General features: G+C 66.1%; 16 protein-coding genes. 9 read left to right on the top strand and 7 right to left on the bottom strand.

What is annotated here, in order from left to right; genetic code table 11:
• Nucleotides 1–70 precede the first annotated feature (70 nt).
• The 3 genes from IPJ87_05735 to IPJ87_05725 are packed head-to-tail and all read left to right on the top strand — an operon-like array spanning nucleotide 71 to nucleotide 2048.
• The gene (locus IPJ87_05735) at nucleotides 71–1057 is read left to right on the top strand and encodes a C1 family peptidase (GenBank protein ID MBK7941360.1); all 987 of its coding nucleotides are present in this window, start codon (nucleotides 71–73) and stop codon (nucleotides 1055–1057) included.
• Nucleotides 1027–1581 (top strand): hypothetical protein, encoded by a 555-nt coding sequence (locus IPJ87_05730; protein MBK7941359.1) that lies wholly within the window; start codon nucleotides 1027–1029, stop codon nucleotides 1579–1581. Before IPJ87_05735 ends, IPJ87_05730 begins: the two co-directional genes overlap by 31 nt.
• Complete coding sequence (locus IPJ87_05725) at nucleotides 1578–2048, top strand: heme-binding domain-containing protein (GenBank protein MBK7941358.1); 471 nt, start codon at nucleotides 1578–1580, stop codon at nucleotides 2046–2048. The genes IPJ87_05730 and IPJ87_05725 overlap by 4 nt, the downstream gene beginning before the upstream one ends.
• Here the strand turns inward: IPJ87_05725 and rimO are convergent.
• Nucleotides 2045–3355, bottom strand: a complete 1311-nt coding sequence (gene rimO / locus IPJ87_05720; protein ID MBK7941357.1) for a 30S ribosomal protein S12 methylthiotransferase RimO — start codon at nucleotides 3353–3355, stop codon at nucleotides 2045–2047. The genes IPJ87_05725 and rimO overlap by 4 nt on opposite strands.
• Nucleotides 3356–3450: 95 nt before the next feature.
• Here rimO and IPJ87_05715 point away from each other — a divergent pair, with 95 nt between their 5' ends.
• Genes IPJ87_05715 through IPJ87_05700 form a run of 4 tightly spaced genes read left to right on the top strand, consistent with a single transcriptional unit; the run spans nucleotide 3451 to nucleotide 8062 of the window.
• Nucleotides 3451–4104 carry a response regulator transcription factor gene (locus IPJ87_05715; protein MBK7941356.1) on the top strand — a complete coding sequence of 218 codons (654 nt, stop codon included), beginning with the start codon at nucleotides 3451–3453 and terminating at the stop codon, nucleotides 4102–4104.
• On the top strand, nucleotides 4104–7115 hold the full coding sequence (locus IPJ87_05710) for a hypothetical protein (GenBank protein MBK7941355.1): 3012 nt from the start codon (nucleotides 4104–4106) through the stop codon (nucleotides 7113–7115). Before IPJ87_05715 ends, IPJ87_05710 begins: the two co-directional genes overlap by 1 nt.
• Nucleotides 7116–7149: 34 nt before the next feature.
• Nucleotides 7150–7644: a hypothetical protein gene (locus IPJ87_05705; protein MBK7941354.1), complete on the top strand. Its 495-nt coding sequence runs from the start codon at nucleotides 7150–7152 to the stop codon at nucleotides 7642–7644.
• A gap of 10 nt (nucleotides 7645–7654) precedes the next feature.
• Complete coding sequence (locus IPJ87_05700) at nucleotides 7655–8062, top strand: DUF1987 domain-containing protein (protein MBK7941353.1); 408 nt, start codon at nucleotides 7655–7657, stop codon at nucleotides 8060–8062.
• Nucleotides 8063–8072: 10 nt separating this feature from the next.
• On the opposite strand, the gene ftsY is transcribed toward IPJ87_05700, so the two are convergent.
• The 4 genes from ftsY to rpmB form a co-directional block, all read right to left on the bottom strand.
• On the bottom strand, nucleotides 8073–9026 hold the full coding sequence (gene ftsY / locus IPJ87_05695; GenBank protein ID MBK7941352.1) for a signal recognition particle-docking protein FtsY: 954 nt from the start codon (nucleotides 9024–9026) through the stop codon (nucleotides 8073–8075).
• 70 nt (nucleotides 9027–9096) lie between these two features.
• The gene (locus IPJ87_05690) at nucleotides 9097–9255 is read right to left on the bottom strand and encodes a DUF4295 domain-containing protein (protein ID MBK7941351.1); all 159 of its coding nucleotides are present in this window, start codon (nucleotides 9253–9255) and stop codon (nucleotides 9097–9099) included.
• A gap of 22 nt (nucleotides 9256–9277) precedes the next feature.
• Nucleotides 9278–9460, bottom strand: coding sequence for a 50S ribosomal protein L33 (gene rpmG / locus IPJ87_05685; protein ID MBK7941350.1), 183 nt, complete (start codon nucleotides 9458–9460; stop codon nucleotides 9278–9280).
• Nucleotides 9461–9489: 29 nt separating this feature from the next.
• On the bottom strand, nucleotides 9490–9729 hold the full coding sequence (rpmB, locus tag IPJ87_05680) for a 50S ribosomal protein L28 (GenBank protein ID MBK7941349.1): 240 nt from the start codon (nucleotides 9727–9729) through the stop codon (nucleotides 9490–9492).
• Nucleotides 9730–9840: 111 nt separating this feature from the next.
• On the opposite strand from rpmB, the gene IPJ87_05675 reads away from it, so the two are divergent.
• Nucleotides 9841–10566, top strand: a complete 726-nt coding sequence (locus IPJ87_05675; protein ID MBK7941348.1) for a class I SAM-dependent methyltransferase — start codon at nucleotides 9841–9843, stop codon at nucleotides 10564–10566.
• A 70-nt stretch (nucleotides 10567–10636) separates the two neighbouring features.
• A complete protein-coding gene (locus IPJ87_05670) occupies nucleotides 10637–11374 on the top strand; it encodes a class I SAM-dependent methyltransferase (GenBank protein ID MBK7941347.1) in 738 nt (245 codons plus the stop codon).
• A 7-nt stretch (nucleotides 11375–11381) separates the two neighbouring features.
• On the opposite strand, the gene IPJ87_05665 is transcribed toward IPJ87_05670, so the two are convergent.
• A complete protein-coding gene (locus IPJ87_05665) occupies nucleotides 11382–12668 on the bottom strand; it encodes a CinA family nicotinamide mononucleotide deamidase-related protein (protein ID MBK7941346.1) in 1287 nt (428 codons plus the stop codon).
• A gap of 25 nt (nucleotides 12669–12693) precedes the next feature.
• On the bottom strand, nucleotides 12694–13977 hold the full coding sequence (locus IPJ87_05660) for a hypothetical protein (GenBank protein ID MBK7941345.1): 1284 nt from the start codon (nucleotides 13975–13977) through the stop codon (nucleotides 12694–12696).
• Between the last annotated feature and the right edge of the window lie 19 nt (nucleotides 13978–13996).

The raw sequence follows: 13996 nt of genomic DNA, 5'->3' as shown, positions 1-13996 counted from the left end.
CGGCACGTGCAGCGCCCGGCACCATGACCGTGGACAGGCGCGCTGCGCGACCGAACGAACCCCTTTCGCCATGCCCATCCGGATGACCCCCGACGACCCGCAGCCGCGGCGCAGCTCCCCCACTCCACCCCGTCGCGGCGGTGGTGGTGGTGGCGGCATGGGCTCCCTGCTGCCCCTGCTGATCGGCCTGCTGATGAAGAACCCCAAGCTGATGCTGGTGGTGCTGGTGGGCTTCGGCCTCTTCTACTTCCTGGGCGGCATGAAGGGCTGCGCGGGCGGTGGCGGCGGCGACATGATCGGCCAGCTCGCCTCCTTCGCCACGGGCGCCAACTTCGATCCCAAGCTCTACGACCAGGCCGAGGTGTACGAACCCCTGGCCGACAACGTGAAGAACCCGCTGCCCGAACGGGTGACGCTGGAGCGCTTCTGTCCGCCGCGCCTCAACCAGGGCCAGCAGGGCAGCTGCGTGGCCTGGGCCAGTGCCTACGCCGCGCGCACCATCGTACAGGCCAGGGCCACCGGCACCACGCCCGGCTCCGCGGACGCCTTCAGCCCCAGTTACCTGTACAACCAGATCAAGATCGATAACAGCGACTGCCAGGGCAGCTACATCTACCGCGCCATGGAGAACATGCTCGACGGCGGCGTCCTTCCCTACAGCCGCTTCGCCTACACCGACCAGAGCTGCAGCAAGCAGCCCAGCGACCAGGAGCGGCAGCAGGCGCGGCAGTACCGCATCAAGGGCTTCCAGCGCCTCACCCTCGGTGCCGACGAGCAGCGCACCGACATGCTCGCTATGAAGCAGCACCTGGCCCAGGGTTCGCCCATCGTGATCGGCATGATGGTGGGCGGCAGCTTCATGCAGGAGATGGAGGGCCAGGAGGCCTGGCTGCCGAACGAACGCGACTACGCCCAGGCCGGCTTCGGCGGACACGCCATGTGTGTGGTGGGCTACGACGACTACAAGTTCGGCGAATCCGGCGGCTTCTTGATCATGAATACCACTTCGGGAAGGAGGCTTATGCCGTGTACCCACAGGGCGACGGCGTGGACGTGAAGCCGTCCTCCTTCGACCTGCGCTTCGGCTTCGTGGACAACGCCACCGGGTCCAACATCGCGCTGCGCGGCACCGGCGGCAACGTCTTCCGCACGGTGAGCCCCATCGCCAAGGGCACCCGCTTCAAGGTGGAGGTGACGAACAACACCGAGTGCTACACCTACCTCTTCGGCGAGGAGACCGATGGCAGCAGCTACGTCCTGTTCCCATACACCGATAAGCACTCGCCCTACTGCGGCATCACCGGCACGCGCCTCTTCCCCAGCGACCACAGCCTGGAGGCTGATGCGGTGGGCACCGTGGACGTGATGGCCGTGGTGGTGTATAACCAGCCGGTGGACTACCGCAAGCTCAACGAGCAGTTGAAGGCCAGTGCGGCCCGTGGCCTGGCGGCCAAGCTGCAGGATGTGCTCGGCGCTGAGCTCAGCACCGGCGTCCGCTTCACCGATGGGGAGACCATCGGCGCCACCGGACCGGCGGACCGCAACGCCGTAGCGGTGGTCCTTGAGCTCGAGAAGCGATGAAACGCCTCAGGCGTGCCCTCTTGGTCCTGGCCGCCCTCTTCGGTTGCGCCCAGTTCATCCGGCCCACACGTATCGCCGAACCGGTGGATCCTGCCCGCGACCTGATCGCGCTGACCTCGCCTTCTGCCGAGGTGGAGCAGCTGTTGCGCACGGCGTGCTACGATTGCCACAGCGGCCAACCGCACTACCCGTGGTACGCCGCCCTTACGCCGGTGAACTGGTGGCTGCAGCACCACATCGATGAAGGCCGTGAACACTTCGATGCCTCCAGCTGGGGCAGCTATGCGGCCGATGACCGCGCCCACGTGGCCGACGAGGCCATCGAGATGATCAAGAAGGAAGAGATGCCGCTCACCGAGTACACGTGGACCCATGGTGATGCGCGCCTTTCCATGGACCAGCGCGTGGCGCTCACCGGCTACTTCAGTGGGCTGGCCGGCGGTGGCGGATCGGAGCCCGAGGACTAGGCCGGCACCCCCTCCAGGTGGTGCTCCCGGGCCGCCGTGATCCGCACCTCGGCGAAGTCGCCGATGCGCAGATGACCGGACGCGGTGGGGATCAGCACCTCGTTGTCCACCTCGGGGCTGTCGAACTCGGTGCGGGCGATGTAGTGGCCGCCTTCGGCCTTGTCCACCAGCACGCGGTAGGTCCGGCCCACCTTGGCCTGGTTCAGCTCCAGGCTGATGCCGGCCTGCAGGTCCATCACCTCCTGGGCGCGTTGCTCCTTCACGTCGGCCGGCACATCGTCGGCCATGGTGTGGGCGTGGGTGTCCTCCTCGTGGCTGTACGTGAAGCAGCCCAGCCGGTCGAAGCGCATCCGCTCGATCCAGCGCAGGTTGTCGGCGTGGTCGTCCTCGGTCTCTCCCGGGAAGCCCGCGATCAAAGTGGTGCGGATGGCGATGCCGGGCACGGTGTCGCGGATGGTGTCCACCAGCGCCTCGGTCTTCTCCTGCGTGATGCCGCGCCGCATGCGAGTGAGCATGCGTGTGCTGCCGTGCTGCAGCGGCATGTCCAGGTAATTGCAGATGGTCGGCCGTTCGCGCATCACATCGAGCACCTCCATGGGGAAGCCGCTGGGGAAGGCGTAGTGCAAGCGGATCCAGTCGATGCCCTCCACATCGCTCAGGTGTTCGAGCAGTTCGGCCAGGTTGCGCTTACCGTACAGGTCCAGCCCGTAGTAGGTGAGATCCTGCGCGATGAGCATGAGCTCCTTCACCCCCTGCGCCGCGAGCCCCTTCGCCTGGGCGACGAGCTGCTCCATCGGGGTGCTCACGTGCTTGCCGCGCATCAGGGGGATGGCGCAGAACGAGCATTTGCGGTCGCAGCCCTCGCTGATCTTGAAGTAGGCGAAGTGCGCGGGGGTGGTCAGCAGCCGCTCGCCCACCAGCTCGTGCTTGTAGTCGGCCTTCAGGGTCTTCAGCAGGCGGGGCAGGTCGCGCGTGCCGAACCAGGCGTCCACCTGCGGGATGCCCTCCTTCAGCTCCGGCGCGTAGCGCTGGCTGAGGCATCCGGTGACGTACACCTTCTCCACCTCGCCGCGGTCCTTGGCCGCCGCCCAGCCCAGGATGGTGTCGATGCTCTCCTGCTTGGCGTTCTCGATGAAGCCGCAGGTGTTGATCACCACCACGTTGTGCCCGTCGGGCCGGGCCTCGTGCTCCACGGCGATGCCGTTGGCGCGCAGCTGGGCCATCATCACCTCGCTGTCGAAGGTGTTCTTCGAGCAGCCCAGGGTGACGACGTTGACCTTGGTGGGCTTGCGGGTGCGGGCCTTCATGCGGACAGGGTCGGGGCGTGCGGAAGGCGCGAAGGTAGCCCGCCGCGTGTGCCGGCATTGATGGCTGTGTCCGCGCCGCGTACCTTGCACGAGCCATGTCCAAAGCCCATCCCCTCATCCTCATCGCCGACGATCACACGATCGTGCGGCGCGGTTTCAAGAACCTCATGGCCCTCCGGATACCCCAGGTGAAGGTGGAGGAGGTGGCCGATCTGGCCGCCCTTCGGGAGCGGCTGGCGCGGACACCCCGGCCCGACCTGCTGGTGTTGGACCTTCAGTTCCCGGACGGCAATGGCATGGACATCCTGCCCAAGCTGTGCAGTGATCCCCTGCAGCCTCCCGTGCTGGTGTACTCCATGAACCCCGCGCGCATCCACGGTACGAAGACCATGAAGATGGGCGCGATGGGCTACGTGAGCAAAGAAGCCGCCGAGGAGGATGTGGTGACCGCGGTGAACGCTGTGCTGGCCGGAAGGTCGTACTTGAATCCGGACCTTGCCCTCCGCGCCGCGCGGGCGAGCAATACCGTGGAGGTGGACACCAATCCCTTGGAACGGCTCTCGGCCCGGGAGCTCATGGTGCTCGACCTCCTGCTCACCGGAGCAGGGGTGAAGGATGTGGCCGATAAGCTCGGACTGGGGGTCTCCACCGTGGGCACCTACAAGATCCGGATCTACGAGAAGCTCGGGGTGAACAACATCCTGGACCTGCAGACGGTGGTGCAATTGCACCGCAAGGCCGTGCACTGATGGCCGCGCGGTGGCTGTTCGGCCTCCTGCCCCTGCTGCTCACCCTCGGGCCGGCGCAGAACGCATGCGCCCAGCACTACGCAGAATGGCGCCACTTCACCAACCGCAACGGCCTGCCCCAAAGCAGCGTGGGCGACATGGCGTGGGACGAGCATGGCTTCCTGTGGCTCACCACCCAAGGGGGCCTGGCGCGCTGCGACGGCCGGTTCGTGCGCGCCGTTCCCCTGAACGGAGCCACCGCGCCACGCCAGCAGGTGCACCTGCTGCGGACCTCCACGGGCCGCTTGCTTACGATCGGGTCGACCGGTGCCATCCACCGGTTGGAGGACGAAAGCCCAGTGGCCCTAGGCACCGCAGGTTCGGCTCCTTACCATCCCACCGGCACGATGCCGACCGAACGCCATCTGCTCTTCCTGCTGCGGACCGTCGCACGGAAGGGCTGGTCGGATGTCAGGACCTGCGCTCAGGATAGTGTCATGTGGCTCATGCTCCAGGACCGACGGCTCACCTGGTGGAAGGACACCGTGATGGCCGGTGCCATCGAGCTTCCTGTTCAGCCCAGCGCCTTGTTCGCTCTGCCTTCCGGTGGCCATGTCGTGCATCCGGACGGTCCGATCACCCGGTTCGACCCCGCCTCCGGTACGCTGCGACCCGTAGCCCTAGATCCCGTGCCGCCGCCGGGCGGGCGTTGGTTCGAGCAACCGGGCAAACCCTTCGTGCTGCATCTCGTCGACGACCATGTGCGCATCTACCGCGATGATCCATCGGGCACAACACCCATGCTGCGGGGAAGCGCGATCGACGTGACCCTGCCGCCGCGGGCGGACATCACCCAGCTGCTGTTCGATGAGGTGGCCGCCGTGCTGGCCACCTCCACGGTCACCCAAGGCCTCTTCCTCCATCGCCGGCAGTGGTTCGGCACCTGGTCCTGCTCGGACCCCACGCTCGTGGACGGCAACTCGTTCTATGTTCAGGCCGAGCTGCCGGGCGGGCACACCTTCACGGTGGACCACCAGGGTGCGGGTGTGCTGCTCGACTCCGCGGGGTGCGTGCCGGCCTACGCGCCGCTGAAGCGCCTCGACCCCTTCTCCCTGGCCCATGACCGGTCGGGGGCGCTGTACCTCACACGCCAGGGTGGCATCGAGCGGTACGATCCCGCCACCGGCCGGTCATCCCTTGTGGCCAACAGCACCGGCGCGCGCACCACCATGGTCCTGGACCACGATACGCTCTGGGCGGTGAACCGTTCGGCCTTCGGCCTGGTGCGGAACGACAGCATCCACTGGTCGGTGGTGTTCGAGGGGGCCGCATCGATCGGCGATCCCATCACGCTCTGCCGCGCGGCCGATGGACGTTGGTGGTTCGGGACCTGTGATGGTGCCTTCATCCTGGGCAACGAGGCCGTGCAACGACCCGAGCCGGTCGCGGGGCTCACCGGGTCCTGCGTACGGGCCCTGCATCGCTGGGGCGACCGGATGCTCATCGGCACCTACGGCCAAGGGGCCTTCGTGCATGACGGGCGATCACTGCGCCGCCTGCCCATGGATGAACGCGGTGCGTTGTTGCACACGCACGCCTTCGCCCCCGACCAGCGTGGCGGGCTCTGGATCCCGACGAACAACGGTCTTCTGCGCACCACCTGGCGGGACCTGGAGGCCTGGGTGGCCGACAGCACGCAACGCCCCTTCATGGGACGCTTCGACGAAGAGGACGGGATGATGGGCTCGGAGCTGAACGGGGGCTGCATGCCCTCCTACCTCGCGATCTCGACCGGCGAACTCTCCTTTCCGTCGATGCGCGGTCTCGTGCGCTTCGATCCGGCCGGCGTGCCCGACCCCTGGCCTGCGGCGCGATTGCAAGCCACCGCTCTTCGGGTGGATGGTGTGGTCGTGCCGCTGAGCGACCGTGTACGGTTGCCCGCGGACCATGGCGAAGTCGTGCTGCAGTACGCCATCGCCCATTGGGGGAACGGTTCCCAGGTACAGCTTGAGCTGCGGTTGGAAGGCTTGCAGGACGGGTGGACCCTGCTCTCCACGGATCGCGATGAGGTGCGCCTCGGCCTGCTGCCCCCCGGCGAAACGCGGTTGGTGGTGCGCAAGGTGGGCGGCGCGCTGCGCGGTGAGCCCGAGGCCTTCGCCGTGCTCCTGTCCGTGCCCTTCCCCTGGTACCGCACCTTGTGGGCCGGGCTGGGCTTCGTGTGCCTGGGAGCCCTGGTCGGTCTGGCCCTGCACCGCTGGAACCTCCTCCGCCTGCGCGCGGCCAATGCACGGCTGGGAACCCTGGTGAAGGCGAGGACCCAGGCGCTTTCCGAAGCCAACGACGACCTGAAGGCCGCCCTGCACCACCAGGAGAAGCTCATCGCCATCATCGCGCACGACCTGGTGCACCCGCTTCGGTTCGTATCACGCGTGGCCCGTGATGCCCGCATGATGCAGGAGCGGCGCGAGGACCCCGGGGAGCTGGGCCTGACCCTGCAGGACCTGGAGGGCGCCACCCGCAAGCTCTTCACCAATGCCAGCGACCTGCTCGGCTGGGTCCGTTCGCGCCACGTGGAGGATCCCGACCGCCGGGTGAAGGTGGACCTCCAGAGCTTCGTGGGCGCGGCGATCGACCGCATCTCCGAGCTGAGCGGTACCATCGACCTGCAGAACGCGGTGCCCGAAGGCACCCAGGTGACCACCGACCCGGACGTGCTGGCCATCGTGCTCAACAACCTGCTGATGAACGCCGTGGTGCATGGCCGGGCCGAGCGGATCACGATCGACCTCGCCGAGGGGTCGGGCATCGTGCTGCGCGTCAGCGACAACGGGATCGGGATGAGCCCGGAGCAACTGGACCGCATCCGCAAGGAGCTGGAGGGTACGGACGAAGGGCACGGGCGGGCCGGTGGCACGGCCCTCGGTCTGGGCTATGTGATCATCTCCGAGTGCATGCGCCTGCTGCATGCCAAAGCCCTGATCCACAGCGGTCCGGGTGGCACCACCGTCGAGATGGCCCTGCCGGCCGCGTAACCCATCGGGGCCGGCAGGCGTTCAAGCGGCTGCGATGAACGCCCCCAACAGCAACCTCATCCGGTACGAAGGCCTGCTCAACAGCGAGGTGCGCGTGCAGCTCACCGACCTGCTGATGGCCATCGCGCTCACCAACCTGGGTTCCCGCGGCGACCTCAAGAAGCTCTTCGGCGTGGCCGTGGAGCTGCTCGACAACGCGCAGCGCTACTGCTCGGCCGGCAGCGTCTCCTTCCAATGGCGCATCCAGGGACCCGAGCTGGTGATCGAGATCAGCAACCTGGCGGAAAAGGCCGATGCCGAACGCCTGCTCTCCATCGTGGCCTCCATCCAGAGCATGTCCTCCGAGCAGATCGCCGAGGCCTTCAAGCAGCAGCTGCAGGACCCCGCCTTCGGCGAGAAGGGCGGCGCCGGCCTGGGCATGCTGCAGATCGCACGCAAGGTGGGCAACCGCATCACGGCCGAGGTCCATCCCGAGCACGATGGTGTCTATCGATGCACCAGCCAGGTCACGACCGTCCTCCGCTCCTGAACTCCGCACCATGCACACGCTGCACATCCCTGCGACGCGCACCACGCCTGAGGTACACTTCGAACCTGCGGCCGGCCACTGCGTGATCACCGGTGTGTCGATCCCGGAGCACGCCCAAGAGTTCTATCAGCCCATCTTCCAGTGGCTGGACATCTTCCTGTCGGTGAACCGGGGTCCGGTGACCCTGCGCATCGCGCTCACCTACTTCAACTCCTCCTCGCTGAAGGCCCTTTACATCCTGCTTGGCCGCGTGCGCAAGGCCCAGGTCATGGGCACCCCGGTACGCATCATCTGGGTGGTGGAGGAGGATGACGAGTTCATGCTGGAGTCCAGCAGCTACTTCGCCGAACTGCTCGGTGTGAAAATGGACATCGAGATGTCGGGCGACGAAAGCTCCGACGAGCGCAGGGCGGTGTGATCCACGCCCCTCAATCCCGTGCGAAGAGACCTTCAACGAAGGTCCGCCGGTCGAATTCCTGAAGGTCATCGATGCCTTCCCCGATCCCCAGATAGCGGATCGGCACCTGGAACTCGTGACTGATGCCGATGGCCACCCCCCCTTTGGCCGTACCATCGATCTTGGTGAGCGCCAGTGCGGTGACATCCGTGGCCTTGGTGAACTGCCGGGCCTGCTCGATGGCGTTCTGCCCGGTGCTCGCGTCCAGCACGAGCAACACCTCATGGGGCGCTTCGGGCACCACCTTGCGCATCACGTTGCGCACCTTGGAGAGCTCGTTCATCAGGTTCACCTTGTTGTGCAGGCGGCCGGCTGTGTCGATGATGACCACATCGGCGCCCCGGGCCTTGGCGCTCTCCACTGCATCGTAGGCCACGGCCGCAGGATCGGCGCCCATGCCTTGGGACACCATGGGCACGCCCACCCTTTCGCTCCAGATGCGCAGCTGGTCCACCGCAGCCGCGCGGAACGTGTCGGCAGCGCCCAGCATCACGCTCAGCCCGTTCTTCTTCAACCGCTGGGCCAGCTTGCCGATCGTGGTGGTCTTGCCCACCCCGTTCACGCCCACCACCATGATCACATAGGGCTTGGCATCCGAACGCACCGGCGGGGGGTCCTTCATCAGGTCGATGATCTCCTCCCGAAGGATCCGGTCCAGTTCGTCGGTGCCCATGTACTTGTCGCGAGCCACCCGCTCCTGCACACGGCGGATGATGGTCAGGGTGGTCTCCACCCCCACATCGCTGCTCACGAGCACCTCCTCCAGGTCGTCGAGGACGGCATCGTCCACGGTGGTGCGGCCCACCAGCATGCGGCCGAGCTTCCCGAGCAGGCCGCCACGCGAGCGCTCGAGACCCGCGCTCAAGGCCGCTCGCTCGGCCGGTGCCTGGGGTTTTTCCTTGCCGAAGAGTCCGAAGAACGCCATGGTCATGCCCGTATGCACAAAGGCCCGAGCCGGATGGCGCAGGCCTTTGCACGTCCGATGGTGCGGACGATCACTTCTTCTGGGCGAGGAACTTGTCCGCCTCGTCGGCGGGCATCACCGATTCCTGGAACTGGTAGCCCCCGGACTTGGCGTTCTTCACCATGCGGATGACCTTGGTGAACACCTTGGCGTCCGCTTTCTTCAGGGTAGCAACGACCTTCTTTGCCATGTCTCACGCGCCGCAGCGCTGGTTACTTGATCTCTTTATGAACGGTCATCCGGCGCAGGATGGGATTGTACTTCTTCAGCTCCATGCGCTCGGTGGTGTTCTTCCTGTTCTTCGTGGTGATGTAGCGGGACGTGCCCGGCTGGCCCGAGGTCTTGTGCTCGGTGCACTCCATGATCACCTGTACGCGGTTCCCTTTCTTGGCCATGACTGGATGCTTCGTTGGTTATGGACCGATCAGGCGGTGTAGAAGCCCTTGGCGCGGGCGCGCTTCAGGGCCTCGGTGATGCCCAGCTTGTCGATGGTGCGCATGCCGGCCGCGCTCACGCGGATCGTCACCCACTTGTTCTCCTCGGGCACGAAATAACGCTTGTCCTGAAGGTTCGGGGCGAAGGTGCGCTTCGTCTTCACGTTGGAGTGGCTCACCTTGTGACCGGTGATCACATGCTTACCGGTGATCTGGCAGACCTTGGACATGGCGTTGCGGATTCGGGGGCGCAAATATAGGGATCTTCCCGGCTCGTTCAAGATCCCGGAACCTCCCAGACCGTCCGAACGTTCAACTGCCGCGTTCCCAGTGCCTTGGCGATGCGCCACCCCGACCAATGGAGCCCCTCGAGGCTCGTCAAAGATCCGCGGACAGGCCGCTTCCGGGCCGACCGGACCCGGGTGTGGGCGGGCTCCCACTACATCGCCGACCTCCAGTGCGTGGAGTACGTGTCCATGATCCAGACCTACATCGCCGGGGATGTCCTCGACCTGGGCTGCGGCACGGCCCCCTACTACGAGGTCTATCGGCCCAAGGCCTCCTCGGTCACCTGCCTGGACCGCAGTGCCGACGAGCGCGTACGGGCCGTGGTGGACGTGGTGGCCGATATCGATCGTCCCCTCCCCTTCCCGGATGCCTCCTTTGATGCCGTCCTCCTCACCGACGTCATCGCCCACGTGCGCGACCCTTGGGCGCTCATGCGCGAGATCAGCCGCGTGCTCAGGCCTGGCGGACATCTGGTGCTCACCACCCCCTTCATCTACTGGCTCTGCGAGTACCCCAACGACTTTTTCCACCCCAGCCGGTTCGCCTTGGAGGAGCTCTGTGCCCGCGGGGGCCAGCAGGTGCAAGTGTTGCGGTCCTATGGCGGGCAGGCTGATGTGTTGATGGACACGCTCAACAAGATGTTCCCGACAGGGATCGGGCATCGTCTGTTCACCGGCCTGGTGCGCATCCTGGACTTCTCCGGCTGGCTGAGGCGCGACCGCGAGCGTACCCGGGAGACCTACTCCCTGGGATACGTGCTGGTGAGCCGTCGGGCCTGATGGGCTTGGGCGCATGGACCGGCCGGATATCTTCGCAGCGCCCGCCGGTGCTCCGGACCGTGGCACTTGCATGCGCGACCCTGAGAAATGGCGTCCCTCCCGGATCGTTCGCGATCAACGGTCGGGACGCTTCGTCACGAACCGACGTGGCATCTTCGGAGGCTCCCTCTACATCGCGGAGCTTCAACACGCCCACTACCTGCCGCTGATCGAGCAGCACATTGCCGGTCGTGTGCTGGACGTGGGCTGTGGCCCGGTGCCTTATTACGAGCTGTACAAGCCCAAAGCCACCGAGGTGGTCTGTGTGGACTGGGCGGGCAGCCCCCATGCCAAGGATGTGCTCGACCACTTCATTGACCTCAATGCCGAGCCGCGCCTGCCCTTCCCCGACGATCACTTCGACTCGATCCTGGCCTCGGACATGCTGGTGCACATCACCCGGCCGCATGTCTTCCTGGCCGAACTGAGGCGCATCCTGAAGCCCGGCGGGCACATGGTGATCACCGCGCCGTTCGCCTACTGGATGGGCGAGTATCCGCATGAGTACATGCACTTCTCGGAGTTCTCCCTGAAGCACCTGGCCAAGGACGCAGGCCTGGAAACGCGTCACATCATGGCCTACGGAGGCCATGCCGACGTGCTGATGGACTGCGTGAACAAGTTCTTCCCCGTAGGCTTCATGAACCGGGTGTACTGGGCCTTCGCGCGCATGGTGATCGCCACCGGCTGGCCGCGCCGGAACCGCGAACGCACCAAGGGGCCGTACGCGCTGGGCTACAGCATGGTGGTGAGGAAGCCGGTGGTGTAGGTCCGGCTCACGGCTCGGACCGCGGTAATCGTTTGCGCAGCATGTTCAGGGCGGCGATCGCACTGCGCTTGATCACCAGATCGCGGCTGCCCGGGAACAGGACCATCGTGGAACGCACGCCATCGGGGCCGGCCACGGCGATCCATACGGTGCCCACGGGTTTTTCGGGCGTGCCGCCATCCGGGCCGGCGATCCCGCTCAACGCGATGCTCCAGTCCGTCCGAAGACCCTGACGGACACCGGAGGCCATCTGCTCCACCACCGGCCGGCTCACCGCCCCGTTCAGTTCGAGCATCCCCGCCGGGATCCCCAGCTCCTCCATCTTCACGGCGTTCGCGTAGCTCACCACGCCGCCGATGTAGTAAGCGGAGCTGCCCGGCACGCTGGTAATGAGGTGGCTGAGATAGCCGCCGGTGCAGCTCTCGGCAAGGCTTAACGTTTGTCCAGCGTCGCGAAGGAGCCCCCCGACCACCTCTTCGAGGCGGGTCGTCCCTTCGCCGAACACCAGGTCGGGGATCAGGGCGCGCAGTTCCTCCGCCTTGCGGTCCACCCGATCGCGGGCCACCCGGGCATCGCGGTTGGCATAGGCGCTCAGCCGCAGCTTCACCAGACCCGGGCTCGGGAGGTAGGCCAGCTTGATCCCTGTTCCATCGAGCCCTTCCTCCCAGGCCGCGATCCGCGTGGCCACCTGGCTCTCCCCGGCCCCCGTGGTGAGCAGTGTGCGGTGCACGATCACCGGGGGTGAGAAGGTCGTCCGCAGTCGGGGCAGTACCTCGGTCTCCATCATCCCCTTGAGCTCGTATGGCACGCCGGGCAGGCTGATGAACACGCGCGGGGTATCGCGGTCTTCGCGCGGTCGCTCGAACCACATGCCACTGGCCGTACCGTTCAGATTGGGGATCACCGCACAGGCTTCAGGCAGGTCGGCCTGTGTCCGGTTCATCTCCAGCAGTGGACGGCCCATCCGGGCGAACAGGGTTTCGATCCGTGCCTCCACCTCCGGCCTCCGGGTCAACCGGGTGCCGAAGAAGGTGCATAAGGTGTGTTTCGTGATGTCGTCCTTGGTGGGTCCCAGGCCGCCGGTGATCAGGACCACATCCGCGGTGGCCCCGCTCAACGTCGTCAGGATCTGCTCCCGGTCATCGCCGATGGTGCGCACCTCCACAGGCCTGATGCCCTGAAGGGACAACTGTTCGCCCAGCCACGAGGCGTTGGTGTTCAGCGTCTGGCCGATCAGCAGCTCGTCGCCGATGTTGATGATCCCGGCCGTGATCTCGTGCCCCTCCCCGCTCATGGGCCGAAGGTCGCAATTGCGCGGGTCAGGGGACCAGAATGCGCAGGGTCCTCACCGTGCCATCGCCCACGACCCGCACCAGGAACACCCCACCAGCGACACCATCGGTCGTCAGCACACACCGGGTACCGGCCGCAGCGACCTGTGCGCAGGAGCGGCCACGCATGTCAAGCAACTCCACCAGACCCAGCGGCTCCGGTGCGATCACGACCACCGAGCCGCCCTCCTGCTGAACGATGAGGTCAACGCCCATGGATGGTGACCCCACGGACTGGCCCGCATTGATGCACGCCTCGTAGAGGGTGAACGGCAGCTCGTTCACCGTGCCGCCGGACAGGAACGGCTCCGACACGGTCGACGAGCCCAGAGGACCAGCGCTCACCCCATAATAGAGCTGACCGCCCACGGGTTGGGGCTGTACCATCGTCAGCGTATAGGTCCCGGGCGGCAGGCACACCGTGGCGGTATCGAACTCCAACGCGCCCAGTTCCAAAGTGCCGGAGAACACGGTGTTCCCGCCGCCATCCAGCAGGTTCCAATCGAACAGGCCAGTGACGATGGCACCTCCGAAGTTGCCAAGATGCACCTGCACCGGTGCGCAGGGGCCGGATGGGCACAGGTCCACGTTCACCGGCAGCTCACAGGCCAGGCTGTCGTAGAACCAGGTCCACAGGTGCAGGGTGGCCGTGAAGGGGGTCGAGGGCATCTGCGCCAGGGGATGCACGGCGAGCGTGTGGATCTGCGGACCGCCACCGATCCCGAAGAAGTTCGGTTGCTCCACCGCCAGGGTGTCGCCTTGATCATCGAGCAACACGAAGGCCGGGTAGCTGAACAGCTCGCTGCTGCCATTGCTCACCATCACTTCCACTGCACCAGGATCGAACGGTGCCCATTGCACGGAGAGGATGTCCAGACTGTCGCAGGCGGGGAGAAGGCCTCCGCCGGACACGACGAAGGTGTGCTCGGGTTGCGGAGCGAAGTCCCCGACGAAGGTGCCGTTGATCACGATGGTGTAGGTGCCGGTCGGCAAAGGGCCCACAGGGATCTGTTCGGTGTGCGGAACGATCACCGTGAAGCCCCCTGGGTCGGCGGCCACCACGTTCAGTGTGACGGTGTTGCCGGTGACGTTGGCCGAAGCGCTGACCACGTAGGCGCCCGTGCTGGCCAGCCCCCCGGAAAGGGCGATGGTGATGTTGTCCTGTGGAGCGGGCGCGGCGGGGGCGACCGAGATCTGATCGACATAGAAGAAGGTCTGTGCGCGAACGGCCACGGTCGCGACGGACAATGCTGCGAGGAGGATGTGCTTCATGGGATGGTCTTCAGGGCAA

Source organism: Flavobacteriales bacterium (assembly GCA_016713875.1).
Lineage (GTDB): Bacteria > Bacteroidota > Bacteroidia > Flavobacteriales_F > PHOS-HE28 > PHOS-HE28.
Note: the sequence above shows the minus strand (reverse complement) of the source record. Positions and strands in the feature narration are given on the sequence as shown.

Excerpts from the sequence above, each read along its gene's own strand:
- IPJ87_05735 (MBK7941360.1), top strand. The coding sequence starts at position 71 with ATGCCCATCCGGATGACCCCCGACGACCCGCAGCCGCGGCGCAGCTCC.
- IPJ87_05725 (MBK7941358.1), top strand. The coding sequence starts at position 1,578 with ATGAAACGCCTCAGGCGTGCCCTCTTGGTCCTGGCCGCCCTCTTCGGT.
- rimO (MBK7941357.1), bottom strand. The coding sequence starts at position 3,355 with ATGAAGGCCCGCACCCGCAAGCCCACCAAGGTCAACGTCGTCACCCTG.
- IPJ87_05715 (MBK7941356.1), top strand. The coding sequence starts at position 3,451 with ATGTCCAAAGCCCATCCCCTCATCCTCATCGCCGACGATCACACGATC.
- IPJ87_05710 (MBK7941355.1), top strand. The coding sequence starts at position 4,104 with ATGGCCGCGCGGTGGCTGTTCGGCCTCCTGCCCCTGCTGCTCACCCTC.
- IPJ87_05705 (MBK7941354.1), top strand. The coding sequence starts at position 7,150 with ATGAACGCCCCCAACAGCAACCTCATCCGGTACGAAGGCCTGCTCAAC.
- IPJ87_05700 (MBK7941353.1), top strand. The coding sequence starts at position 7,655 with ATGCACACGCTGCACATCCCTGCGACGCGCACCACGCCTGAGGTACAC.
- ftsY (MBK7941352.1), bottom strand. The coding sequence starts at position 9,026 with ATGGCGTTCTTCGGACTCTTCGGCAAGGAAAAACCCCAGGCACCGGCC.
- IPJ87_05690 (MBK7941351.1), bottom strand. The coding sequence starts at position 9,255 with ATGGCAAAGAAGGTCGTTGCTACCCTGAAGAAAGCGGACGCCAAGGTG.
- rpmG (MBK7941350.1), bottom strand. The coding sequence starts at position 9,460 with ATGGCCAAGAAAGGGAACCGCGTACAGGTGATCATGGAGTGCACCGAG.
- rpmB (MBK7941349.1), bottom strand. The coding sequence starts at position 9,729 with ATGTCCAAGGTCTGCCAGATCACCGGTAAGCATGTGATCACCGGTCAC.
- IPJ87_05675 (MBK7941348.1), top strand. The coding sequence starts at position 9,841 with ATGCGCCACCCCGACCAATGGAGCCCCTCGAGGCTCGTCAAAGATCCG.
- IPJ87_05670 (MBK7941347.1), top strand. The coding sequence starts at position 10,637 with ATGCGCGACCCTGAGAAATGGCGTCCCTCCCGGATCGTTCGCGATCAA.
- IPJ87_05665 (MBK7941346.1), bottom strand. The coding sequence starts at position 12,668 with ATGAGCGGGGAGGGGCACGAGATCACGGCCGGGATCATCAACATCGGC.
- IPJ87_05660 (MBK7941345.1), bottom strand. The coding sequence starts at position 13,977 with ATGAAGCACATCCTCCTCGCAGCATTGTCCGTCGCGACCGTGGCCGTT.